Here is a 21,631-nt window from a genome sequence, read left to right on the forward strand (position 1 = left end):
TGGCCACACCGACCGTCCACGGGTGACGGGTTTGGCGGAACTCGTGTCAACTACTTGGTATCTGGTTGGTCACGCTGAGCCGGACCCCGTTATCCAGAGCTGCGCGGCAGTGAACAATGCTGGCTGCGAGTTCGACGAGCACCGGAGGTCTTCTGGTGTTTTCAGGCACGTCTGAGAAAGGTTGTTGCGTCCGGTGAGCACGCTGCAGTTCAAGCGAACGCCACGCCTGGCCGCTCCCAGGCCACCGGGCGGGGAGGTGCACCTCGAACCACCGCCGGAGATTCCGCGGGCGATCCCGGGAAACATCGTTCAGAAGGTCCTGCCGGGCCTGATGATCGTGGCGTCCCTGGGAATGATGGCCTTCATGTTCACGCGGGCCCAGAACAACCCGATGATGATGATGATGCCGATGATGATGCTCATCTCAACATTCGGGATGATGGCCGGTGGTGGCCGGGACGGCAGTCAGAAGAAGGCCGAGATGGACGAGGACCGCAAGGACTACCTGCGGTACCTCGGCCAGATGCGCGACCGCGCCCGCGAGGCGGCGGACGAGCAGCGCTTGGCCCGTGAGTGGGTGCACCCCGATCCGCAGACCCTGTGGTCGCTGGCGGCCGGCAGCCGCCGGATGTGGGAGCGCCGCCCCAACGACAACGACTTCTGCCAGGTCCGCGTCGGCCGCGGTTCGCAGCGGTTGGAGACCCGTCTGGTCCCGCCGCAGACCGGACCGGTCGACGAGCTGGAGCCGATCACCACGCTGGCGCTGCGCCGCTTCGTGCGCGCGCACTCGCTGGTGCAGGACCTGCCGATCGCGACGTCGCTGCGCGGTTTCGCCGCGGTGGGCCTGCAGGGCGACAAGGAGCAGGTGCGCGGTCTCGCTCGCGCGATGATCTGCCAGCTGGCCACGTTCCACACGCCCGAGGACGTGATCATCGCGGTCGCAAGCTCCGGCCAGGCGCGTCGCGAGTGGGAGTGGGTGAAGTGGCTGCCGCACGCGCAGCACCCCACCGAGACCGACGGCATCGGCCAGATGCGGTTGATGGCGGGTTCGCTGGCCACGGTCGAGAGCATGCTCTCCGAGCAGCTGGCCGACCGTCCGCGCTTCCAGCGCAACGCGGCTCCGCCGGACGGTCAGCCGCACGTGGTGATCCTGATCGACGACGCCGAGATCAGCCGTGAGGAAGCCCTCTACGTCGAGGGCGGCCTGGCGGGCGTCACGATGATCGACCTGTCCGACCTGCTGGGTCCGCTCACGGCTCGCCGCGGCATGCGGATGGTCGTGGAGGAGGACCGCATCGGTGCCCGCGGTGGTTCCGGTGTGGAGTGGTTCGGCAAGCCGGACACGCTGACCGAGGAAGAAGCGACGTCGCTGTCCCGCCAGCTGGCCCCGTACCGGGTCGCCGGCGGTCCGGCCCTCGACACCGACTCGGGCAGCTACGAGCCGCTGACCACGCCGCTGAACTACATCGAGCAGCTGGGTCTGGCCGGTGACGTGGTCACCTTCGACCTCAACGAGGCGTGGCGCCCGCGTCCCACCGACGACCTCTACAAGGTCGCGATCGGCCCTGGTGAGCAGGGAGAGATCGTGCACCTGGACATCAAGGAGACCGCCTCGGGCGGCATGGGTCCGCACGGTCTGTGCATCGGTGCGACCGGTTCCGGTAAGTCGGAGTTCCTGCGCACGATCGTGCTGGGCCTGATGGCCACGCACTCCTCGCAGATGCTCAACTTCGTGCTGGTCGACTTCAAGGGTGGCGCGACGTTCAACGGGTTCGACACCCCGCACGTGTCGGCGTCGATCTCCAACCTGGAGGGCGACGGCTCGCTGATCGACCGCATGCAGGACGCGCTGGCCGGTGAGATGAACCGCCGCCAGGAGGTTCTGAACAAGGCGGGCGCGAAGAACGTCTGGGACTACCGGAAGATGGCCGAGGCGGGCGACGAGCACGCGCAGGAGCCGCTGCCGGCGCTGTTCGTGGTCATCGACGAGTTCTCCGAGCTCCTCTCGCAGCAGCCGGAGTTCGCCGAGCTGTTCGTGATGATCGGTCGTCTGGGTCGTTCGCTGCAGGTCCACCTGCTGCTGGCTTCGCAGCGCCTGGAAGAGGGCAAGCTGCGCGGTCTGGACTCGCACCTGTCCTACCGGATCGGTCTGAAGACGTTCAACGCCGCGGAATCCCGCGCGGCCATCGGTGTTCCGGACGCCGCCGACCTGCCGGCCACCGGTGGTCACGGTTACCTCAAGCACCCCAACGGCATGGACCGCTTCCGCGCGGCCTACGTCTCCGGCCACCTGCACCAGACCAGTGGTCGTCGCCCGACGATGCTGGGCGGGGCGTCGCCGGTGACCGGCGAGAAGATGCCGCGCTACTTCATCCCGGACTTCATCGAGAAGCCCCCGGAACCGGAGACGTCGGACGAGCCGGAGGTCAAGGAAGAGGCGCAGGAGCCGGAGTACACCGACTTCCAGATCATCGTCGACAAGTTCAAGAAGCTGGCCGCGCCTCCGGCGCACCAGGTCTGGCTGCCGCCGCTGGACGCTCCGGCCACTCTGGACACCCTGCTGCCGCCGCTGCAGTCCACCGACGACCGCGGCTACACCGCCGCCGGGTACTCGGGCAGCTCCCGGTTGCAGATCCCGATCGGCATCATCGACGTTCCGTACCACCAGCGCCAGGACGCGATGACCCTGGACCTGTCGGGTCAGGGTGGTCATGGTGCTGTGGTCGGTGGTGTGGGTTCGGGCAAGTCGAACGCGATCCGGACGATCATCGCTTCGGCTGCGTTGACGCACACGCCGCAGGAGATGCAGTTCTACTGCGTTGATCTCGGTGGTGGTTCGCTGACCACGCTGCGGGGTCTGCCGCACGTGGGTGGTTACGGTTCGCGTCGTGACCCGGACACGGTCCGCCGGTCGATCGCCGAGCTCAAGGCGGTGCTGGCCGAGCGCGAGGGCCGGTTCCAGCAGCACGGCGTCGAGGGCATGAACGACTATCGCAACCGCAAGCGTCGCGGTGAGTTCGACGACGACCCCTACGGTGACCTGTTCCTGGTGATCGACGGGTGGCGGGCGTTCCGCGAGGAGTTCGAGACCCTCGAGCAGGACGTGCTGAACCTGGCGTCCAACGGTCTTGCCTTCGGAGTGCACGTGTTCATCACGGCCACCCGGTGGGCGGAGATCCGGCCGGCGATGAAGGACCTGATCCAGACGCGCATCGAGCTGCGGCTGGGTGACCCCAGCGAGTCGGAGATCGACCGCAAGGCGGCGGTGAAGGTCCCGCAGGGCCGTCCGGGTCGCGGTATGCACGAGTCGAAGCTGCACTTCCTGACGGCGTTGCCGCGTGTGGACAGCGAGAAGATCGGTGATCGGATCGCGGTCGAGGTGCAGGCCGCCGAAGACGAGCGGCGTCCGGCCCGGATGGGCTGGGAGCTCTACAACGACGACGTCTCCGAGGGCGTGGCCGACCTGGTCAACCGGGTCAAGAGCTCCTGGAAGGGTCGTCCGGCCCCGCAGGTGCGCCTGCTGCCGGAACTGCTGCCCTACCAGCAGCTGCCGCGTCCGGAGCAGCAGCCGAACCCGAAGCTGGTGCCGATCGGCATCAACGAGGACGGTCTGCACCCGGTGTACCTGGACTTCCGCGCCGAGCCGAACTTCTACGCCTTCGGCGAGCGGGAATCGGGCAAGACCGCGCTGCTCAAGACGATCGTGCGCGGCATCACCGAGCGCTACACGCCCAAGGAAGCGCTGATCCTGCTGGTCGACTACCGGCGTTCGATGCTGGGCTTCCTCAACTCCCACCTGCTGGAGTACTCGGTCGGCGCCGATCAGCTCAAGGGCAACGTCAAGGACGTCTGCGCCTCGCTGAAGAAGCGACTGCCCGGACCCGACGTCACGCAGGAACAGCTGCGCGACCGCTCCTGGTGGAAGGGCCCGGAACTGTTCGTCGTCGTCGACGACTACGAACTGGTCGCACCGCAGGGCAACAACCCGCTGGCCCCGCTGGCGGAGTTCATCCCGCAGGCCGCCGACGTGGGTCTGCACGTCATCCTGGCCCGCAACTCCGGCGGTGCGGGACGCGCGTTGTACGAACCGCTGATCGGCAAGATGCGCGAAACGTCGGCCCCCGGCCTGGCGATGAGCGCGAACAAGGACGACGGTCAGCTGGTCGCCAACATCAAGTCCCGCCAACTGCCCCCGGGCCGAGGCACTCTCGTCAGCCGCACCCTCCGCGGCGGACCGCAGATGATCCAAACAGCCATGATCACCGAACAGCAGCAGTGATCAGAAGCTGAAGAAGCCTCCCCTCGAACCAGCTTCGAGGGGAGGCTTCTTGCTGCGCTAGGGGCGTGAAGCGGCTGCGGGTGGGTTGTCGGTGAGGTGCTTCCAGCAGTCCATGCAGGTGGGTTCGAGGATCCAGGCGATCTCGTTGAGGTCGTGGAGCTTCGCCGCCTCGACTTCGGCCCCGCAGTAGGCGGTCGCGGTCTCCTCGACGTCGAGCTTGGTCGCGGCGATCGGAAAGGCATGTCGCTTCCCGGGAACGGGCCGCCACACGTAGGTCAGGTATTCAGGCATCGGAACTCCCCAGTGAGTTGGATTTTGGCAAGATTGCCAGTGGGGCTCCAACTGATCAATTACACGAAAGAGGGAGGTCAGAAAGGCCCTTCGCCGCTCGTAAGCTGTCGCTATGGCCGACACACCAAGGGCACGCGCGCTCGCGAAGGAACTCCGCGCCGCACGATTCGCGACGGGACTGACCGCGCGAGAGCTCTCGCGAATGCTGGGCTGGTCGGAGGCGAAGGTCAGTCGGCTCGAAACAGCCCGCCGGGGCATCCACGTCGAGAGCGTCGAGGCGATCCTCAAAGCCCTGAAGGTGAACCGCTCCGAGCGCGAACGCCTCGTCAAGCTGGCCCGCGAGATCCGGGAGCCCGCCTGGTGGGAGGTCGGCCGCGAGATTCCCGAACAGCTGACCGCGCTCCTCGACGCCGAACAGCGCGCGAAGCGCATCACGAGCGTGCAGCTCAACCTCGTTCCCGGGCTTCTGCAAACCCGCGAGTACACCCGGCAGATCATGACGTCGTCCGAGCTGGATGACGACACCGCTGACGCTCGGGTCGAGATCCGCATGAAGCGGCAAGAAGTCCTGCATCGACGCAACACGGTTCGGTTGCGGGCCTTCCTCGACGAGGCGGTGTTCTTCCGGCCGATCGGAGGATCGCTCGTCATGGCCGAGCAGATGCGCCACCTGCTCAAGGTCAGCGAGAGCAGCAACGTCGAGATCCGCGTTCTGCCGCGGTCGATCGGAGCGCACGCGGGGATGAGCGGTGCGTTCCTGCTGTTCGAGTTCGATCGATCAAGGCCCGTGGTCCACATCGAGGCCCGCAGGTCAGGTGCGTTCATCGACGCCCCGGAGGACGTCGGCCTCTTCCTTGGTTCAGTCGAAACGTTGGAACTTCAGGCCTCTGACCCGGACGCCTCGCGCGCGATAATTCTCTCGTACCTGGAGAAGTACGAGAGCGAGGCGACATGACTAGCGAGTTAGCCGGCTGGAAGAAGTCCTCCTACAGCGGCGTCGAAGGGGACTGCGTCGAGGTCGCGGTGGCTCCGGAGATCGTCGGGGTCCGGGACTCCAAGGATCGAGACGGCGATGTGCTGGTGTTTCCCCAGCAGAGGTGGGCCGACTTCCTCGCAGGACTACGCCGTTCTCGTTGACCGCTTGGGCTGATCGGCTGTTGTGTGAGCCACCTCCCGTGAATCCCGCCCCACGGCAGGTCACTGACTTGTACCCTCTGCGTTCGTGATCGCTCGGTTGAGTGACGTTCTTGATCACGAACGTGGAGGGGGCTCTCGATGACCACCGGGATGGAAGGCTTAGCCGCCGGCGCCTCAGCGCTGCAGGGGCAGTCGCAGGGTCTCCGTGCTGCGGTCGACAACGGTCAACTCGTCATGGACCCGGAACGAGCCGAAGCGGTCGCCAAGGTCTACGAGGAGAAGGCGGACGACTTCCGCCACTTCTTCCGAGACGCGCAACGTCTGATCACGTCCAACGCCTACGGCGATTGCTTCATCGGGCGCGACTTGGAGACGAAGTTCAACGAGAAGGTTCGAGGGCAGGCAGGCTCGGACGCAGGACTCCTGCCGATCCTCCGCAAGATGGAGGAGATCCTTCGCGATATGGCTCAGGCGTACCGGGATTCCGCGCGTGAGATGCAGAATACCGACGACGAGAACGCTCGAAATCTTCCGAAAGTCTGATCTGATGGTGGGTATGCGCAAGGCGACTATGAGCAGCGTGCTGTTCGCTGCGACGGCGTTGTTGATCGCTGGATGCTCGGGTGGGCAGAGCACCCCTGGCCAGCCGACTGGGGAGGCGGGCAGCGGCGCTCTGAAGAGCTTTGATCCATGCACGGCGTTGTCCCCGGACCAGGTGCAGGCTTTCGGCGCTTCCGTCCCAGGACAACCGAGTGACCTCGGGACCGGTGAAGTCGGCTGCGACTTCCAAGGTGAAGACCTCGAGTTCGGTGTGCTGAAAGCTGAGACGAACGGCGAGGCGTTCTGGCAAGGCCAGCGCGACCAGTTCGACCAGTTCACGCCCAACCAAGTGGGTTCGCACAGCGGGTTCGCCGGTATTGCCATCGGAGGCAAGGGCCTGGGGGGCTGCCGTCAGATCATGTACGTCGGTTCTGGCTCCGTGATCGTCGACATCACCTACAGCTCGGACAAGATGCCGAGCGACGAGGAAACCTGCAGCAAGGCCAAGGAAATCGCGCAGGCCGTCGAGCCGAAGCTGCCGAAGTAGGAACTGTCGAGGGGGAACGACATGGGGAACGGGTTCACCGAGTTCGTCGGCGGCGTTGCCTCGTCCGCCGGTGATGTGTTCGTCGGCGCTGTCGGTGGTGAAACCTCCGCGCAGGAGGAAGCTCGGCTGGCGCGCGAAGCAGCGGCAAAGGGCGGGCGCCAGGATCTCAAGGCGCTCACCCAGCAGCAGCAGAACCTCCAGCTCAATGGCCATGACCCCGCGTCGATCACTCAGCAGGACAACTGGAAGAACTGGGACCAGGCCCGTCTTGCCGAGAAGCTGAAGCCCTCGCTGAACGTTGAGGCGATCAACCGCTCTGGGCAGGGCTGGGAGAAGCTCGGTCAGAAGATCGCAGAATCGCTCGGTGACCTCGACCAGAAGGCTCGTGCCGCCGCTGGTGACGGGATGCGCGGTCAGGCAGCCGAGGCCGGGTTCAACGCGTCGAAGCCGCTGCAGGAGTGGGGTCGTGCCTTCGGCGACTCGGTGCGCGGAACGGGCCTGAAGATCCAGGAAGCCGGGGTCGCCGCCGAGCAGACCAAGGCGTCGCTGCAGCCGCCCGCCGGGTACGACACGACTCGCGGTGTGATCGCGACCGCGATGGGACCGGCCGGCGGTCTGATGGACGGCGCCGCGCAGATGCGCGAGCAGCAGGAAGCCGATCAGCAGGCTCGGCAGGTCGCGGAGAACGTCTACGGCAAGGGCTACCAGGCCGTCGACACGAGCACTCCTACGTTCCCGCCGCCGGTGAACCCGCTGGCCCCTCCGCCTCCTCCGCCTGGTTCGGGTGATCCCGGCGGTGGTGTACCCGGCGGGTCCGGTTCGGGGTCCGGTGGCGGTGGTTACTCCGGCTCCTCGGTCGGTGGTTCCGCCGGGGGCTCCTCCGGTGGTTCGTCTCCTGCTCAGAGCAGTTCGCAGTGGGCTTCGTCGACGCCGAACGGTCCTGGTGCCGGTGGCGGCACGCCTCCCGGGGCGAATCCCGGTCCGGGCGGGCCCTCGGCCGGGTTCGTCGGTGGGATGCCGCCGGGAGCCGGTGCGGGTGCAGGCGGTCGTGGTGCCGGCGGCATGGGCGGTGCTCGCGGTGCGGGCGCAGGCATGGGTGCCGGTGGCAAGGCCGGTGCCGGTATGGGCGCTGGTGGCCGGGCAGGGATGGGCGGTCTCGGCGCGGGTGCCGGTGCGGGCGCTGCGGGTGCGGGTGCCGCTGGTCGTGGTGCCGCGGGTGCCCCCGGAGCCGGTGCCGGTGCGGGTCAGCGCGGCCAAGGCGATGAGGACAACGAGCACGAGCGTCCCTCCTGGCTCGAAGAGCAAGAAGACATCTGGATGGACGACATGCCGAAGACCGCGCCTCCCGTTTTCGGCGAGTGACGAGCGGTTTCGGCGTAGCTGGGGAGGAAAGCGTGTCCGAGCGTTGGCTGCTGCCACCGCTGTGGTTCGACCTGTGCTGGGAGATCGGCGGGTTCGACGAATACCCGTTCCCGATCTCCGTCCGCTCGCACGGCGAGACGCTCGAAGAGCGTGCCGTGCTGCGTCAGCGCAGCCTTCCCGAGCTGCAGAAAGCCGGTCTGCTCGGGCAGAACGGCCTGACCCAGCGCTTCGCCGAAGTCCTCGGGCAGCTGGCGAAACCGGGCTTGTGGATCGAGGGGCTGTGGATGCCCGACGACACCGCCGAATCCCCGTTCAGGCTGCTGTCGGTGGCCACCGAGCAGGGCGCGCTGCTGCTCGTCCAGCAGTCCGGCGACACCGAGAACTACGGCGGTGACCTGCGGATCTCGGTGCTGCCGCGAACCTCGGTGGGAGCCGCCGCGGTGCAGGGCATGCCGCCCGCTCCCGTCGGCAAACGTCCCCGCCTGGCGGTCCCCTCGGCCGATCTGGCGGCTCAGAGGCCGTCGGACGACTTCGAGAACATCGACCACATGCAGTCCGCGGGTCCGCGCAAAGCACCGGCCGCCGAGACCCTCCGCGCCTTCGTCGAGGCCGAGCACCACCGGGACGGCCAGTTCACGGCCAACCTCCGGGACCGCCTGGGCAGGACCCACCGCTCCGCGGTCCTCAAGTGGTTCGACGCCCCGGAACCGGACGGCCGCTACGGCCTCACCCAACAACAACGCCCAGGCGTCGGCCCGGAGATCGTCCTAGCAGGCCTGGGCGCCCCGGAACTGACCGCAGCCCTCGAAAACCGAGTAGCAGAAGTCCGCACCCAAGCCAAGAACTGACCCACCCCGAAACCCCAACCCTCCCACCAGCGGTTTCCCCGCCAACCCAAATCTCAGCGGCACCCACACCCCGGATTTCAGTGGAAATCAGGAACCGGACTTCAGTGGAACTCGGGGACGGGGTTTCAGTGGAAATCGGGGTCCTGATTTCCACTGAAACCCGAGACTTCACCCGCTCAGGTGGGCCCGGGTGGTGTGTCGGGGACGTGGGGAACGGCCGGGGTTGGTGGTGGAGTGGTGCGGGAGTGGGGTCTGTCCGCGTCAGTCAGGTCGGGTCTGCGTTCGCAGGTGTGGTGGGTGGTCTCTCACCCGGTCGATCACCCAACGTCGTCGGCTGATTGCGGGAGGATGTTGGTGCGGGGGTGGCGGGTGGCTCTAGGGTGCTTCCCCGGGGGGACGGTGCCGCCGGTACGGCGGGCCGGATGACGACGTCGTCGCTGACGCGCGCTTCGGCGACGGTGAATGGAGTTCTGGGTGTCCCTGCACGTCTCGATCGACTTCGGCACATCGAGCACATGCACGGTGGTCTCGGTCGGCGGTGCCGAGCCACAGGTGGTCGTCATCGACGGGCAGCCGTTGGTGCCCTCCGCGGTGTTCGCCGCAGCCGACGGCACGCTGTTCGTCGGTCACGAAGCCGAACGCCAGGCCGCGGTCGATCCCGCTCGCTTCGAACCGCACCCCAAACGTCGCATCGACGAGGGTGAACTGCTGCTCGGCAGCACCGTGCTCAAGGTCGGCGACGTCATCAGGGCAGTGCTGCACCGCGCGGTCGGCGAGGCCCGCCGCTTCGCGGGCGGGGCCGCCGTCGACCTCCTCGTCCTGACCCACCCCGCCGACTGGGGTTCCGTGCGCGCCGCCGAACTCCGGCAGGCCGCCGCCGGCCTGGGCAAGGAGATCGTCCTGGTGCCCGAACCGGTCGCCGCGGCCGTCTTCCACTCGGCGGGCAACGGCCTGCCCGACGGTGGCGCGCTGGCCGTCCTCGACCTCGGCGGCGGCACCGTCGACGCCTCCGTGGTGCGCAAGCAGGGCGCGTCCTTCCAGGTCCTGGCCACCAAGGGCGAACCGAACTTCGGCGGCGCGGACATCGATCAGCTGCTGCTGGAGCACGTCGGCAAGCTCGTCGGCACCGCTGATCCGGACGCGTGGCGCAAGCTCGTCGAGGGCCGCGAGATGCCCGATCGGCGACGTCGCCGCGTCTTGCGGCAGGACGTGCGCGGCGCGAAGGAGACGCTGTCCCGACACGCCTACACCGACGTCCCCATGCCGCCGCCGTTCGCCGACGCCCACGTCACCCGCGCCGACCTCGAGAAGCTCACCGCCGCACCGCTGGCGAAGGCGGCCGAGCTGGTCCTGGCGACGTTGCGCGACGGGCACGTCCCGCGCAGGCAGCTCGCCGGAGTGTTCCTCGTCGGCGGTTCCAGCCGGATCCCGATGGTGGCGCGACTGATCCACGAGCGCACCGGCGTCGTTCCGGCGACCCTCGACCAGCCCGAAACCGTGGTCGCCCGAGGCGCTTTGCGCGCCGTGCGGCTCGACCCCGGGCGCAGCGGCGGCCTGGCTCCCACCGGCACCTGGGCGGGCACGACCGTCCGCGACTACCCGCTGCCGGGGCACCAGCCCACCAGGGGCGAGGCGCCGAGCCGCCCCAGGCCGGCGGTCATGACCGGCGACGAACCGACCCGCCCGGTGACCAAGCCCCCGAAGCTCAAGCGCAAGCGGAAGGCGCCGTGGCTGGTCGGCGCCGGGGCCGTGGCGCTGGTGGCGGCGGCCGGAGCCGCCGCCCTGCTGCTCACCGGCAACCGGCCGCAGGCCGATCCGCTCGTGCCCGCGCAGCAGATGTCCGGCTACGACTACCACTTCTCCTACCCGGGGAGCTGGCGTCCGGCGGGCGGCGACCCGGCGAAGTTCCAGACGCTGGTCGCGCCTGGCGACGGGCCGCAGGGATCGCTGGTCGCCGTCGAGGAGGGGCGGCTGACCTTCGACACCGATGGCGACCGCAATCGGGCGGTGCAGCTGTTGCGCGGCGAGTACGAGAAAAGCGTTGCGGCGGGCGAGAAGTTCTCGCTGTTCACGCCGTCCACCAGCTTCGCGGGCCGGGACGTCGTGTACTACCGGGAAACGCTGCCTGAGGCGACCGTCGAGTGGTACACGCTGTACAAAGGTCAATTCAAAGTGAGCGTGGGCTGCAAGTACGGACCGCAGGGGAAGGACGATGTCGTTCGCGCTTGCGAACAGGTCGTGGGATCACTCGGGATCGGTTGATGCATTTGCGAACGGACTCCGTTCGGCCGAACCACGTTTCAGGTTTTCGCAACCGCAAAACCCGTGTTGACCTGCTGGTTCCCGTTTTTGCGTTTACAACAGCAACGGCTTGCCGAGAAATCCAGGACAACAGGGAACCGGACGTGGCAATGTCTGCGTCGCAGGTTCATCAGAGCTTGATACCGAGTTTGAAGGGGGTCATCCAGAGATGGCTGGAATTGGTGCGGACACCGAGGCGATCCAGCAGGCGTCGGTTGACATCGACGAGGCGCGCAACGCGGTCGAGCAGGCGCTGCAGCAGCTGCAGGGCCAGCTCGAGGGCCCGGTGCAGAACTGGAAGGGTGCCGCCGCCGACGTCTTCCGCAAGCTGATGGAGCAGTACGAGCAGAGCGGCAGGACGATCATCCAGAAGCTGGACGAGCTGGGGCAGAACGTGCAGTCCTCGGGTCAGGACTACGCGCAGGTCCAGGAGGAGCAGGCGCAGGAGATCTCCAAGATCACCAGCATGCTCGACGGCTGATTTCGCTTCCGCTTTCTTCGCAGATTCCACATTTCTTGATCTAGACGCATTCGAGGGGACAGGTAATGAGCGAGATCAACGTCAACTTCGCGGAGCTGCAGCAGGCTTCCGACGACCTGCAGACCGCTGCCCAGAAGATCCAGGGTGAGCTGGACGACCTGGAGAGCAAGATCCAGAAGCTCGTCTCCACCTGGGAGGGCGAGGCCGTGGCCGCGTACCAGGAGGCTCAGGCGTCCTGGGACCAGGAGGCCGCCAAGATGCAGGAGACCGCCGCCAAGATGGGCATGGCCGTGGGTGCGGCCAACGAGTCCTTCCAGGCCGGTGAGAAGAAGAACGCCGGCCGCTTCGGTGGCTGAGCTCACCTCGCACTGATTTCCGCGTTGATGGCTCCGGTGTTTTCGCCGGGGCCATCAACGCGTCCGGCGGTTGATCTCCATTTGCGGAGGTCCGATCGGCTTTGCCGGGGTCCCCGCCGGGCACCAGCGGGCATTGCTATGCTGGTTTCGGCAATCTGCCAGGTCAGAACCTCGAATTAGCAAACGAGGACCCGTTTTGACCGGGCCAGAAGCCACCAAGTACCCTCATTCTTTGTTGTGCGGTGCGCGGCTGCAGTTCGCGCCAGCGGAACGGACTCGCGAAAGCGGGTCACGGTCCCGGCGGCGGTACTGGCGGACGTGCCGGTTCCACGAGAAGACCTCGTGCGAACTGTCCGGCGTGATCGAGACGGGCTCCGCACTGAGATTCCGACGCGAACGACGACGAGGTAGACCCGTGCGCACGTACAGCCCGAAGCCCGGCGAGGTGACCCGCGCCTGGCATGTGATCGACGCCGAGGATGTGGTGCTCGGCCGGTTGGCAACTCAGGCCGCGACGCTGCTGCGCGGCAAGCACAAGCCCACCTACGCGCCGCACGTCGACACCGGTGACTTCGTCGTCATCATCAACGCCGAGAAGGTGGCCCTCACCGGTAACAAGCGCGAGCAGGCGTTCCACTACCGGCACTCCGGGTACCCGGGTGGTCTGCGCAAGCAGTCCTTCGGCCAGGTGCTCGACTCGCACCCCGAGCGGCTGCTGGAGAAGGCGATCAAGGGCATGCTCCCGAAGAACAAGCTCGGCCGGGCCATGGGCAAGAAGCTCAAGGTCTACGCCGGTCCGGAGCACCCGCACCAGGCCCAGAACCCGCAGGCGTTCGAGATTAAGGCGAAGGTCGAGAAGTGACTGACGAACTGCAGCAGGAAGAGGCAGTGACCGCTGCCGCGGAGGAGACGGTCGAGGCCGTCGCCGCTGACGAGACGGCTGCGGCCGTCGCCGCTGACGAGACCCCGGCTCCCGCTCCCGTTCCGGTTCCGACCGGTGGTGCGGTTCAGACCGTTGGTCGCCGCAAGGAAGCCGTGGTCCGCGTCCGGCTGGTGCCGGGCAACGGCGGCTTCAAGCTCAACGGCAAGACCCTCGAGGACTACTTCCCGAACAAGGTCCACCAGCAGCTCATCAAGGAGCCGCTGGTGACCGTCGAGCGCCTCGAGAACTTCGACGTGCTCGCGACCCTGAGCGGTGGCGGCCCCTCGGGCCAGGCCGGTGCGCTGCGCATGGCGATCGCCCGCGCGCTGACCGCCTTCGACTCGGAGGACCGCCCGGCGCTGAAGAAGGCCGGCATGCTCACCCGTGACTCGCGGGAGAAGGAGCGCAAGAAGTACGGCCTCAAGAAGGCCCGCAAGGCGCCGCAGTACAGCAAGCGCTGACGCGAACCCCAGCATTACCTGCGGGAGCAGGTTCGCCCCACTCGGGCGAACCTGCTCCCGCAGTCGTTTCAGGGGTGGTGGGTGGCGGAAGCGGCTTCGATCATGGCGGTTCGGGCCGCGAACGCCACCCGCGCACGGGGGACGCTGTGGAGTGCCGGATGACCGGTTGTGCGACGCTTGACCAACCGGTCGCAGACACGAGGAGGACTTGCTGCTGATGGCTCGGTTGTTCGGCACCGACGGTGTGCGCGGTTTGGCCAATGGCGATCTCACGCCGGAGCTGGGGATGTCGGTGAGCTCGGCCGCGGCGCGCGTGCTCTACGACCGGGACGACTCCCGGCGCCGGGTGGCGCTGGTCGGTCGTGACCCGCGGGCCAGCGGCGAGATGCTCGAAGCGGCCGTCGTGGCCGGTCTGACCTCGGCGGGTGCCGACGTCCTGCGCATCGGAGTCCTGCCGACCCCGGCGGTGGCCTACCTGGTCAAGGAGTTGGGCGCCGATCTCGGCGTGATGATCTCCGCCTCGCACAACCCGATGCCCGACAACGGCATCAAGTTGTTCAGCGCGGGCGGCAACAAGCTCCCGGACGCGATCGAGGACGAGATCGAGGCCCGTCTCCACGAGCACGTCGAGCGCCCCACGGGCGTGCACGTCGGGCGCGTCCGCGACGTCCCGGACGCCCTGCGCCGCTACACCGACCACCTGCTGATCGCGGCGCCGTCCCGGCTCGACGGCATCAAGATGGTCGTCGACTGCGCCAACGGCGCCGCCTCCGAAGCAGCACCCGACGCCTACCGCCGCGCCGGTGCGGAGGTCGTGGCCATCAACGCCGAGCCCGACGGCCTCAACATCAACGACGGCGTCGGATCCACCCACCTCGACGTGCTGCAGGCCGCGGTGCTCGAGCACGGCGCCGACCTGGGCATCGCCCACGACGGCGACGCCGACCGCTGCCTGGCGGTGGACGCCGCGGGCGACGTCGTCGACGGTGACCAGATCATGGCGATCCTCGCGGTCGCGATGTGCGAATCCGGCGAGCTGACGGACAACACGCTGGTCGCGACGGTCATGAGCAACCTCGGCCTGCACCTGGCGATGCGCGAGCAGGGGGTGTCCCTGCGCACCACGGCCGTCGGCGACCGCTACGTGCTGGAGGAGCTGCGCTCGGGGGGTTACTCGCTGGGCGGTGAGCAGTCCGGTCACGTCGTGCTGCCCGGCCACGCCACTACCGGCGACGGCCTGCTGACGGCGCTGCGCCTGATGGGCCGCGTCGCGGCGACCGACACCCCGCTGGCTGGGCTGACGAAGGTCATGCGCCGGCTGCCGCAGGTCCTGGTGAACGTCCGCGTCGCCGACAAGGCCGCGGCCGTGGTCGCCCCCGAGGTGACCGCTGCGGTCGCCGACGCGGAGGTCGAACTCGGCGAGACCGGCCGGGTCCTGCTCCGCCAATCCGGCACCGAACAGCTGGTCAGGGTCATGGTCGAGGCGGCCAGCGAGCAGAACGCGCAGGACATCGCGGACAGACTGGCAAAGATTGTTTCCGCTATTCGGTGATCTTTGTGATTTGAGTCTCCACAGGGCCTCGATCTGTGAGACCCTGCTCACATGGGTGCCATCGTCGTCGCCATAGTTGTCGGTCTCATCGCCGTCGGACTCGTTTTCGGGATCATCGCGCTCGGTGCGCTGATGCTCGGAGCTCTCAAGGCTGTCAACGCAGCCCACGAGGGTCGTTCCTGGTACGTCAACCGACGCCATCACAAGGTGTGAGACACCGATGCGCCTCCTCGGCGACCTCTGGACGGTCCTGATCGTCCCGCTCGTCTGCATGCTCCTGGGCGCGCTGATCTTCGCGGTCGTCCTCGCCCAAGGCTGGGGCCTGCCGACGCTGTTGCACTGAGTGCCATCCCGTCCGCCGCTCGCGTTCGGTAGGTTCGCGGTGCAATCACGACTGGACGGAGGCGGGGCGCGATGGTTCTGACGGTGACGCTGTTCGGGCTCGTTCTCGGACTTGGGCTGGGCTTCCTCGTCGGATTCCTGGTGTTCCGCAACAAGGGGCCAACCGGGCACGGCCAGCAGCCGCAATTCGCCCAGCCCCAGCAGTGGCAGCAGACGCCGCCGCAGCAGTTCGCTCCTCAGCAGGGCTTCGGCCAGCCGCCACGCCCTCCCCAGTGACCTGCGCGATCGTCAGCGCCGTCGGCACTACCGAAGGAAAGCCTTGCTCTCAGTCGCCATCTTCCTGCCCATCGGATTCGGGGTCGGGTTCCTCGTCGCCTTCCTGATCTTCCGCAAACGGCCGGGTCAGCAGGGCTACCCGCAGCAGTCGCAGTCCTGGAGCCAGCAGTACCCGCAGCCTCCGCAGCAGTGGGGCCAGATGCCGCCGCAGCAGTACCCGCCGCAGTGATGTGAGGAAGAGAGCACCTGCTGATTCGCGGTCGGCGGGCGGTCCCGGCCTGGCATGATGCGGCACATGGTGCGCCCGATCATTGGAATCCTTCTCCTGCTGCTGATCGTCGGCGCGGTCACTCTCGTGATCGTGCTGGTCAAGAGGAAGAACAAGCAGTCACCACCGCCCTACGGTCACCCGCCGCAGTGGGGCCAGCAGTACCCGCAGCCTCCGCAGCAGTGGGGCCAGATGCCCCAACTGCCGCAACAGCAGTGGGGCCAGTCGCCTCAGCAGCCTCCTCAGCAACCTCCTCAGCAGGGTTACGGGCAGTACCCGCCTCAGCAGTGAGCCCCCTTCGCGGATGCAAGTACCTGGGCCGTTCCGGCCTCTCAACGGCGCAATCCTGCGAAGATGAGGAACCAGACAGTCTTGGTTCGCGTCGGAACCTGTGCTTGAGCGCCGCATGGCGACGGCGGGTTCCTTTGATGGAGGGGGAAGGGTGACCGGGTTCGGGGCAAATGCCGGTGAGTTCTCATCGGCAGGTGGAAGCATTCGTGCGGCGGCGGATCCAGTCCGCGATCAGCACAGCAAGAACATCGCCGACATGGGGATGGGGCAGGCCGACTTCGGCAAGGCCCATGGCGAGAACTTCCAGCCCTACGACCAGGCGATGAAGAAGATCTCCAAGTGCGTCGCGAGTCTCGCCGACGGCATGGACGACTTCGCCGGAAAGCTGGAGAAGACCGGCTCCGGCTACACCTGGTCCGACGCCGACGCGGCCAGCACCGTCGGAAAGTCCGGGGGTAACTGATGGGCGACGACTCCAAGAACCCGAGCTGGGAAGAAATCAAGAAGGTCCTTGACGACCCCAACGTTTCTGATGACAAGAAGCGCGAACTCGCCAGTACCTATGCAGCTGAAGACGACGCAGCCTTGTTCGGGATCCGTGACGAGGTCGAGCCTTATCTTGCGAAGTATGACGACGGGTACTGGTCGACTCAGGGTGACTGGTGGGTTGGCGATCCCGACAAGGAACTCCAGGACGTCTACAACGATGCCAAGAAGGACGCGGACGCTGCTTCGAAGAAGGAGCAGCAGCACGATCAGGCCGTCAAGGACGGCAAAGGCAAGCTCGAGGACGTCAAGCGCAAGTCCGAGAACGGCGAAAACGGGGGTGCGGGCGCCAAGTCGGGTGATGAGCTGCTCGACGCCGGCAAGCCGGGGCTGAGGTTCTTCGAACGGTGGGTGCCGCTCTACGAGAAGATCCAGAACGACTACAACGACAAGAGCAAAGTGCTCAAGGTCGACAAGATCCGTGAGCACTACAACGAGCAGCGCCAGCTCAACTTCGACAAGTTCGCCAAGAACATCGAAGACCTGAAGAATGCCGAGAAGGGCATGCGCGAGTCTGTGCAGACCATGTCCGACAAGCTCGGCGGCTTGTGGAAGGGCTGGACCGGTGGTGCTTCGGACGCTTCCCAGGACTTCTTCTCGTCGAAGTTCACGCCGACCGCGCAGGAACGTGTGATCCAGAAGGTCAGCGACGCCGCATCGATGACTCAAGACACCGTGAAGTCCGTGTCGTCGATGATTCGTGAGAAGGCCACTGCGGCATTGGAACTCGACAAGTACTCCGAGCGGATCGGGGAAAAGGCCGACCAGGACTGGGACACCACCATCTCCGTGGCCAACGGAACTGACGACGACACCACACTGCGCAAGGCGTGCTCGATCTGGGGCGTGGAGGTTGAGCAGGGGTGCGACGGTGACCTCGACGAGGAAGTGAAGCGCAAGATCGAGGACGAGTGCCGAAAGGTCGTCCGCGAGAACTTCGCGAAAACCGTCGAGGACACCACTTCCAAATTCGTGCAGATGTGTGACGACACCAAGAAGCACATCAACGAGGCTTGGAAGAAGCTCAACGACGAGCTGGGCAAGGTCGAGGAGAACCCATTCAAGAACCCGGGCCCTGCTGACAAGGGTGGTGACCAGAAGCCCGGCGGCCAGCAGCAGCCCGGCGGCCAGCAAGGCGCCGGCGGCGCTGGTGGTGGCGGCGCTGGTGATGGCGGTGCTGCTGGTGCTGGAAGTGGCGCCGGAGCGGGTGCTGGAGCCGGAGCCGGTGGCGGCGGGATGCCGCCCACTCCGGAAATGCCGAAGCCCCCGGAAAAGCCAGAAGTTCCTGGTATGCCGGGACAGGGCGCTCCAGGCGCTCCCGGCATGCCAGGTAGCGAGGGCGAGAAGGTGACCCTTGGTCAGGGCCCGAACGCTGTGACCGTTCAGGAACCCGGCACTGACGGCAAGACCCAGGTGCAGCTGACCGGGCCGGACGGCCAGCCTAAAACCTATGCGGTCGACTTCGGCCAGGGAGCACCTGGCCAAATGCCCGGACAACCCGCCGCTGGTGGGGTTCTCGGCGGCATGCAGACCATGCCCGCACCAGGGCAAGGCCCCGGTGTTCCGGGCGGTCCCCACTCGATTCCGGTGCAAGCCGGGCCGGACGGGCGCGCGGTCATCCATGAAGGTGACCGCACCATCACGCTGGAGCAAGGCCCCGGCGGTGAGATGAAGGTCAACGTCGACAACGGCGGTGGCCAGCCTCCGCTGAACCAGACGATCGACTTCGGTGATGAGCCGCCGAAGCCGCCGACTCTCGGTGATTCCGAAGGTGCGGCGGTTGGCGGTGGGATCGTTGGCGGCCCCTATCCCGCGGAACCTCCGCAGGGCGGTTTCCCGCCTCCGGCAGCTGGACCCGTGCCGGGCGGCTTCCCGCCGCCTCCGGCCGAGCCCGTCGCTCCTGCCGGGTCTTCGCCTGGCTTCGCGGGCGCAGGTGCGGGCAGCGGCTTCACGACGATGCCCGCACCTGAGACGAGTGGTTTCACGACCATGCCTGCGGCAGACCAGAGCGGCGGTCCGGTTCCGGGAGCTCCGGCGTCGACGGCTCCACAGGCCGCGGGCGTCGGGTCGTCCGCACCCGGTGGCGACGGAGTGCAGAACTCGTTCAGCAGCATGTCCGGAGATTTGTTCGGCGGCCAGGACCAGCCAAACCCTGCGCCTGGAGGGTCTGCCGGTCTCTCTTCGCTGGGCGGAGACCCGGCGGGCGGGCACGCGCAGGGTGCGGGTTCGACCGGCCTGTCTTCCCTCGGCGGTGACCCCGCCGGCGGTGGACAGCCCGGTGGATCTCAGAGCGGGCAGGGCTCAGCAGCGATGGGCGGCGGCATGATGGGCGGCATGATGGGCGGTGCGCAGGGCGGTCAACAAGGCGGCGATCAAGAGCGCACCAATGAGAGCCCGTGGCGCACCCAGGGGCAGCTCTTCGATGATGGCGTGGATGCCTCGAACGTGCGCTTCCGCTCGGTGCTCGGCGAGGACAGGGAGCAATGACCGAAATCAGCGAGAGCGCCAAGGCTTTCCGGAACTCGATGGAAGGTCTGGCCAGGACGAACGCGGCCAGCGTCCGGTCCGTTGAGCAGAGCTGGGCTGAATCCGCGAAGGCTGCCGATAAGTCCGCGCAGGAGACGACGGAGAAGGGACAGAAGCTCCTGGCCCGGGTCCGAGAACGTGCCGAGTACCTCCGTCGCGCAGACGAGAAGTCAGGAGTTCAGGAGATCTCCGTCGGCGAAGAGCCCGAGGTGGAGGACCTGGATCCCGAGGTCGAGCGGTTCTCGCAGCAGCTCTACGCGGTGCAGAAGAGCAAGGCCGAGGAAGCCGCCGCGACGACCGCGCAGTCCGCACAACCATCCGACCAGCCCGAGAGCGACGCCCGCCCCGCTCCGCAGCCCCAGGCACCGGAGAGCGCTTGGAACGTGCAGGCTGGCCGGTTCGGTCGTCGAAACGAGCAGCCCGCGCCGCCGCCTGCCACGCCAAAGCCACCGGCACCGCCCAAGCCGGCCCCTCGTCGGCAAAAGCCGACGTTCGATGATGACGACGACTACGAGAACCAGAGTTGGTTGCGTTGAACATTTTTCGGGCCGTGATCCAGCGATCACGGCCCGAAAACTCATTGCTGGGGATAGAAGCCACCTGGCTGCTGCGGGTTGCCTTGTTGCTTTTGGAAACCCTGTTGCGGGTAACCGACCTGCGGCGGGTAGCCCTGCGCGGGGAACTGCATGGGAGGGCCCCCGGGGTGGCCGGCTTTGGCGGGTTTTGGGTTCAGCGCTGCTTTGACAGGTGGTAGCGCTGTGACAACGAGAACGACGATGGCCAGCGCGAGCACGGTGATGTACTCGACGTCAGCGGCTTCGATGCTCGAACCGCGGTTGGCATCTGCGTGAAACGCCGTCGCGACACGGAAGCCCATCATGATCACGCCTAGTCCACCGCTGACCATCCCTAGCAGTGGTGCGAATGGTTGGCGGAGGAAGAGCAACACGGCAGTTGCCGCGATCCCCAGTGCTGTCAGCAGGCCGGTCGCGCTCGTTACCCAGAACAGCGCATCGCCGACACCAGCATTGGTCTCGCCGGTGATGCCACCCATCATGCCGATCGCGTCGTCGATGTATCCGATCGCGAATATCAACGAGATCAGTGCTGCGACAGCGCTGACAGCGGCTGCGGCGTAGGCAGCCTTGGGACGCGGCTCAACGATCTGCGGGTAGCCCGGCGGGGTGTGCGGCTGCTGTGGGAAACCTGCCTGGGGCTGCGAGTACGCAGGCTGTTGGGGGTATCCGGGTTGTTGCTGCGGATAGCCCTGCTGGTAATAACCCGGCTGCTGACCAGACTGTTGGGGCTGGCCGTACGGCGGCTGCGGGGGCGTCATGGGAACCAATTATCCCGCATCCGGTTGCTGTTGTGGAGGGGAAGTGCAGCACCGCGCCGTTACGCGGATTCCGCGTTGATTGTGCTCGAGCCTAAGTCGCTGGCTCCGCGAGCGAGATCTTATTGCTGCAGGTATCCGCGCGGCTGCTGCGGATATCCCGGTTGTTGATAGCCAGCTTGCTGCTGGGGCTGGCCACCGAAGGGTTGCATCGGGCGCGCGGCTGCAGGATTGATCGACCTGGGCTTGAGGGCCTTGCGAACCGACGGAAGGAAAGCAATCCCGGCAACGAGAGCGCAGACGAGGAAGACCGTGAATTGGATCGGCGGGAAGACTTCGACTGGGTTAGCGCCTGCCATCGCGCCCATCACGAAGACTTCGATGAGGTTGACCAGCACCAAAGTGCTGCCGCCGACCAGCACGAGTGGAGCGATCCAACGGCGGAGGAGGAACAGTACTCCACCAAGAATCAACAACAGACCAGCCGGAAGTGCCACCAGATCGAAGGGCAGTGCGTCGACGCTGAAGTTGCGCACCATGCTGGTGACGATGCTGATGAAGATGTAGAGCCCAGTGATGATCGCAATCGCGCCGATGATGATCCCGACGTTGCGACCGGCCCCCACGTTCGACTGCGCGTGGGGCTGCCCCGCTAGTGGGTGCAGCTGTTGTGGATAACCTGCATGGGGATGTGAATATGCAGGCTGTTGGGGGTATCCGGGCTGCTGCTGCGGGTGGCCCTGCGGCTGTGGATAACCCTGCTGGGGATATCCTGGTTGTTGGCCGGGCTGTTGCGGCTGGCCGTAGGGCGGCTGCGGCGAGGTCATGCCCGGAATTGTCCCGCATCCGATCAGGGATCCGGGAGGGTTCGAAGCAGCTCTAGATGGTTGATTCCGTGAAGATCACGTGAGGCGGGGTGCGCCCGTAGTTATGGGAGGAGGGTGTTCAAGATCAATGTGTGACGAAAGAACT

General features: G+C 66.7%; 24 protein-coding genes. 21 read left to right on the top strand and 3 right to left on the bottom strand.

The window, feature by feature from the left end; translation table 11 throughout:
- The first annotated feature begins 193 nt into the window (after nucleotides 1-193).
- Complete coding sequence (gene eccCa / locus AB0J78_RS02980; RefSeq protein WP_363786283.1) at nucleotides 194-4,279, top strand: type VII secretion protein EccCa; 4,086 nt, start codon at nucleotides 194-196, stop codon at nucleotides 4,277-4,279.
- A 57-nt stretch (nucleotides 4,280-4,336) separates the two neighbouring features.
- Here eccCa and AB0J78_RS02985 read toward each other — a convergent pair whose 3' ends face one another.
- Nucleotides 4,337-4,570 carry a zinc finger protein gene (locus tag AB0J78_RS02985; protein WP_363786285.1) on the bottom strand — a complete coding sequence of 78 codons (234 nt, stop codon included), beginning with the start codon at nucleotides 4,568-4,570 and terminating at the stop codon, nucleotides 4,337-4,339.
- Between the two features lie 112 nt (nucleotides 4,571-4,682).
- On the opposite strand from AB0J78_RS02985, the gene AB0J78_RS02990 reads away from it, so the two are divergent.
- The 20 genes from AB0J78_RS02990 to AB0J78_RS03085 all read left to right on the top strand — a co-directional run bounded on the left by AB0J78_RS02990 (nucleotide 4,683) and on the right by AB0J78_RS03085 (nucleotide 19,862).
- Nucleotides 4,683-5,525 (top strand): helix-turn-helix transcriptional regulator, encoded by an 843-nt coding sequence (locus AB0J78_RS02990; protein WP_363786287.1) that lies wholly within the window; start codon nucleotides 4,683-4,685, stop codon nucleotides 5,523-5,525.
- The gene (locus AB0J78_RS02995; RefSeq protein WP_363786289.1) at nucleotides 5,522-5,707 is read left to right on the top strand and encodes a DUF397 domain-containing protein; all 186 of its coding nucleotides are present in this window, start codon (nucleotides 5,522-5,524) and stop codon (nucleotides 5,705-5,707) included. The genes AB0J78_RS02990 and AB0J78_RS02995 overlap by 4 nt, the downstream gene beginning before the upstream one ends.
- Nucleotides 5,708-5,845: 138 nt before the next feature.
- Nucleotides 5,846-6,250 (top strand): hypothetical protein, encoded by a 405-nt coding sequence (locus AB0J78_RS03000; protein ID WP_363786291.1) that lies wholly within the window; start codon nucleotides 5,846-5,848, stop codon nucleotides 6,248-6,250.
- 13 nt (nucleotides 6,251-6,263) lie between these two features.
- On the top strand, nucleotides 6,264-6,794 hold the full coding sequence (locus AB0J78_RS03005; protein ID WP_363786293.1) for a DUF3558 domain-containing protein: 531 nt from the start codon (nucleotides 6,264-6,266) through the stop codon (nucleotides 6,792-6,794).
- Nucleotides 6,795-6,815: 21 nt separating this feature from the next.
- Nucleotides 6,816-8,156, top strand: a complete 1,341-nt coding sequence (locus tag AB0J78_RS03010; protein WP_363786295.1) for a hypothetical protein — start codon at nucleotides 6,816-6,818, stop codon at nucleotides 8,154-8,156.
- Nucleotides 8,157-8,188: 32 nt separating this feature from the next.
- A complete protein-coding gene (locus AB0J78_RS03015; RefSeq protein WP_363786297.1) occupies nucleotides 8,189-9,004 on the top strand; it encodes an ESX secretion-associated protein EspG in 816 nt (271 codons plus the stop codon).
- A 462-nt stretch (nucleotides 9,005-9,466) separates the two neighbouring features.
- Nucleotides 9,467-11,266 (top strand): type VII secretion-associated protein, encoded by a 1,800-nt coding sequence (locus AB0J78_RS03020; protein WP_363786299.1) that lies wholly within the window; start codon nucleotides 9,467-9,469, stop codon nucleotides 11,264-11,266.
- 208 nt (nucleotides 11,267-11,474) lie between these two features.
- Nucleotides 11,475-11,786, top strand: a complete 312-nt coding sequence (locus tag AB0J78_RS03025; RefSeq protein ID WP_132682606.1) for a WXG100 family type VII secretion target — start codon at nucleotides 11,475-11,477, stop codon at nucleotides 11,784-11,786.
- A 65-nt stretch (nucleotides 11,787-11,851) separates the two neighbouring features.
- Nucleotides 11,852-12,142 (top strand): WXG100 family type VII secretion target, encoded by a 291-nt coding sequence (locus tag AB0J78_RS03030; RefSeq protein WP_363786302.1) that lies wholly within the window; start codon nucleotides 11,852-11,854, stop codon nucleotides 12,140-12,142.
- Between the two features lie 415 nt (nucleotides 12,143-12,557).
- Entirely contained in the window at nucleotides 12,558-13,004 is a 447-nt protein-coding gene (gene rplM, locus AB0J78_RS03035) for a 50S ribosomal protein L13 (protein ID WP_132624452.1), read from the top strand.
- 8 nt (nucleotides 13,005-13,012) lie between these two features.
- Nucleotides 13,013-13,525 (top strand): 30S ribosomal protein S9, encoded by a 513-nt coding sequence (gene rpsI / locus AB0J78_RS03040; protein WP_363786401.1) that lies wholly within the window; start codon nucleotides 13,013-13,015, stop codon nucleotides 13,523-13,525.
- A 217-nt stretch (nucleotides 13,526-13,742) separates the two neighbouring features.
- Nucleotides 13,743-15,077, top strand: coding sequence for a phosphoglucosamine mutase (gene glmM / locus AB0J78_RS03045; protein ID WP_363786304.1), 1,335 nt, complete (start codon nucleotides 13,743-13,745; stop codon nucleotides 15,075-15,077).
- A gap of 51 nt (nucleotides 15,078-15,128) precedes the next feature.
- The gene (locus tag AB0J78_RS03050) at nucleotides 15,129-15,290 is read left to right on the top strand and encodes a hypothetical protein (RefSeq protein ID WP_363786306.1); all 162 of its coding nucleotides are present in this window, start codon (nucleotides 15,129-15,131) and stop codon (nucleotides 15,288-15,290) included.
- Between the two features lie 7 nt (nucleotides 15,291-15,297).
- Nucleotides 15,298-15,420, top strand: coding sequence for a hypothetical protein (locus AB0J78_RS03055; protein ID WP_363786308.1), 123 nt, complete (start codon nucleotides 15,298-15,300; stop codon nucleotides 15,418-15,420).
- A 71-nt stretch (nucleotides 15,421-15,491) separates the two neighbouring features.
- The gene (locus tag AB0J78_RS03060; RefSeq protein ID WP_363786310.1) at nucleotides 15,492-15,695 is read left to right on the top strand and encodes a hypothetical protein; all 204 of its coding nucleotides are present in this window, start codon (nucleotides 15,492-15,494) and stop codon (nucleotides 15,693-15,695) included.
- A 43-nt stretch (nucleotides 15,696-15,738) separates the two neighbouring features.
- Nucleotides 15,739-15,924 (top strand): hypothetical protein, encoded by a 186-nt coding sequence (locus tag AB0J78_RS03065; protein ID WP_363786312.1) that lies wholly within the window; start codon nucleotides 15,739-15,741, stop codon nucleotides 15,922-15,924.
- 66 nt (nucleotides 15,925-15,990) lie between these two features.
- Complete coding sequence (locus tag AB0J78_RS03070; RefSeq protein WP_363786314.1) at nucleotides 15,991-16,254, top strand: hypothetical protein; 264 nt, start codon at nucleotides 15,991-15,993, stop codon at nucleotides 16,252-16,254.
- Between the two features lie 256 nt (nucleotides 16,255-16,510).
- The gene (locus tag AB0J78_RS03075; RefSeq protein WP_210968423.1) at nucleotides 16,511-16,717 is read left to right on the top strand and encodes a hypothetical protein; all 207 of its coding nucleotides are present in this window, start codon (nucleotides 16,511-16,513) and stop codon (nucleotides 16,715-16,717) included.
- Nucleotides 16,717-19,287, top strand: a complete 2,571-nt coding sequence (locus AB0J78_RS03080) for a hypothetical protein (protein ID WP_363786316.1) — start codon at nucleotides 16,717-16,719, stop codon at nucleotides 19,285-19,287. Before AB0J78_RS03075 ends, AB0J78_RS03080 begins: the two co-directional genes overlap by 1 nt.
- Nucleotides 19,284-19,862: a hypothetical protein gene (locus tag AB0J78_RS03085; protein WP_363786318.1), complete on the top strand. Its 579-nt coding sequence runs from the start codon at nucleotides 19,284-19,286 to the stop codon at nucleotides 19,860-19,862. The genes AB0J78_RS03080 and AB0J78_RS03085 overlap by 4 nt, the downstream gene beginning before the upstream one ends.
- 41 nt (nucleotides 19,863-19,903) lie before the next feature.
- Here AB0J78_RS03085 and AB0J78_RS03090 read toward each other — a convergent pair whose 3' ends face one another.
- A complete protein-coding gene (locus tag AB0J78_RS03090) occupies nucleotides 19,904-20,662 on the bottom strand; it encodes a hypothetical protein (protein WP_363786320.1) in 759 nt (252 codons plus the stop codon).
- A gap of 119 nt (nucleotides 20,663-20,781) precedes the next feature.
- Nucleotides 20,782-21,486: a hypothetical protein gene (locus AB0J78_RS03095; protein ID WP_363786322.1), complete on the bottom strand. Its 705-nt coding sequence runs from the start codon at nucleotides 21,484-21,486 to the stop codon at nucleotides 20,782-20,784.
- Nucleotides 21,487-21,631: the final 145 nt, after the last annotated feature.

It is taken from the genome of Saccharopolyspora sp. NPDC049426 (assembly GCF_040676935.1).
In the GTDB taxonomy this organism is placed as follows: Bacteria; Actinomycetota; Actinomycetes; order Mycobacteriales; family Pseudonocardiaceae; genus Saccharopolyspora.

What these genes read in the sequence shown, in the direction of transcription:
- AB0J78_RS03060 (WP_363786310.1), top strand. Translation starts at nt 15,492, where the DNA reads ATGGTTCTGACGGTGACGCTGTTCGGGCTCGTTCTCGGACTTGGGCTG.
- AB0J78_RS03000 (WP_363786291.1), top strand. Translation starts at nt 5,846, where the DNA reads ATGACCACCGGGATGGAAGGCTTAGCCGCCGGCGCCTCAGCGCTGCAG.
- AB0J78_RS03095 (WP_363786322.1), bottom strand. Translation starts at nt 21,486, where the DNA reads ATGACCTCGCCGCAGCCGCCCTACGGCCAGCCGCAACAGCCCGGCCAA.
- glmM (WP_363786304.1), top strand. Translation starts at nt 13,743, where the DNA reads ATGGCTCGGTTGTTCGGCACCGACGGTGTGCGCGGTTTGGCCAATGGC.
- AB0J78_RS03075 (WP_210968423.1), top strand. Translation starts at nt 16,511, where the DNA reads ATGGGGATGGGGCAGGCCGACTTCGGCAAGGCCCATGGCGAGAACTTC.
- AB0J78_RS03005 (WP_363786293.1), top strand. Translation starts at nt 6,264, where the DNA reads ATGCGCAAGGCGACTATGAGCAGCGTGCTGTTCGCTGCGACGGCGTTG.
- AB0J78_RS03080 (WP_363786316.1), top strand. Translation starts at nt 16,717, where the DNA reads ATGGGCGACGACTCCAAGAACCCGAGCTGGGAAGAAATCAAGAAGGTC.
- AB0J78_RS03070 (WP_363786314.1), top strand. Translation starts at nt 15,991, where the DNA reads ATGGTGCGCCCGATCATTGGAATCCTTCTCCTGCTGCTGATCGTCGGC.
- AB0J78_RS03010 (WP_363786295.1), top strand. Translation starts at nt 6,816, where the DNA reads ATGGGGAACGGGTTCACCGAGTTCGTCGGCGGCGTTGCCTCGTCCGCC.
- AB0J78_RS03020 (WP_363786299.1), top strand. Translation starts at nt 9,467, where the DNA reads ATGGAGTTCTGGGTGTCCCTGCACGTCTCGATCGACTTCGGCACATCG.
- AB0J78_RS03090 (WP_363786320.1), bottom strand. Translation starts at nt 20,662, where the DNA reads ATGACGCCCCCGCAGCCGCCGTACGGCCAGCCCCAACAGTCTGGTCAG.
- AB0J78_RS03030 (WP_363786302.1), top strand. Translation starts at nt 11,852, where the DNA reads ATGAGCGAGATCAACGTCAACTTCGCGGAGCTGCAGCAGGCTTCCGAC.
- AB0J78_RS03025 (WP_132682606.1), top strand. Translation starts at nt 11,475, where the DNA reads ATGGCTGGAATTGGTGCGGACACCGAGGCGATCCAGCAGGCGTCGGTT.
- AB0J78_RS03050 (WP_363786306.1), top strand. Translation starts at nt 15,129, where the DNA reads ATGGGTGCCATCGTCGTCGCCATAGTTGTCGGTCTCATCGCCGTCGGA.
- AB0J78_RS03055 (WP_363786308.1), top strand. Translation starts at nt 15,298, where the DNA reads ATGCGCCTCCTCGGCGACCTCTGGACGGTCCTGATCGTCCCGCTCGTC.
- AB0J78_RS02990 (WP_363786287.1), top strand. Translation starts at nt 4,683, where the DNA reads ATGGCCGACACACCAAGGGCACGCGCGCTCGCGAAGGAACTCCGCGCC.
- AB0J78_RS02985 (WP_363786285.1), bottom strand. Translation starts at nt 4,570, where the DNA reads ATGCCTGAATACCTGACCTACGTGTGGCGGCCCGTTCCCGGGAAGCGA.
- AB0J78_RS02995 (WP_363786289.1), top strand. Translation starts at nt 5,522, where the DNA reads ATGACTAGCGAGTTAGCCGGCTGGAAGAAGTCCTCCTACAGCGGCGTC.
- AB0J78_RS03085 (WP_363786318.1), top strand. Translation starts at nt 19,284, where the DNA reads ATGACCGAAATCAGCGAGAGCGCCAAGGCTTTCCGGAACTCGATGGAA.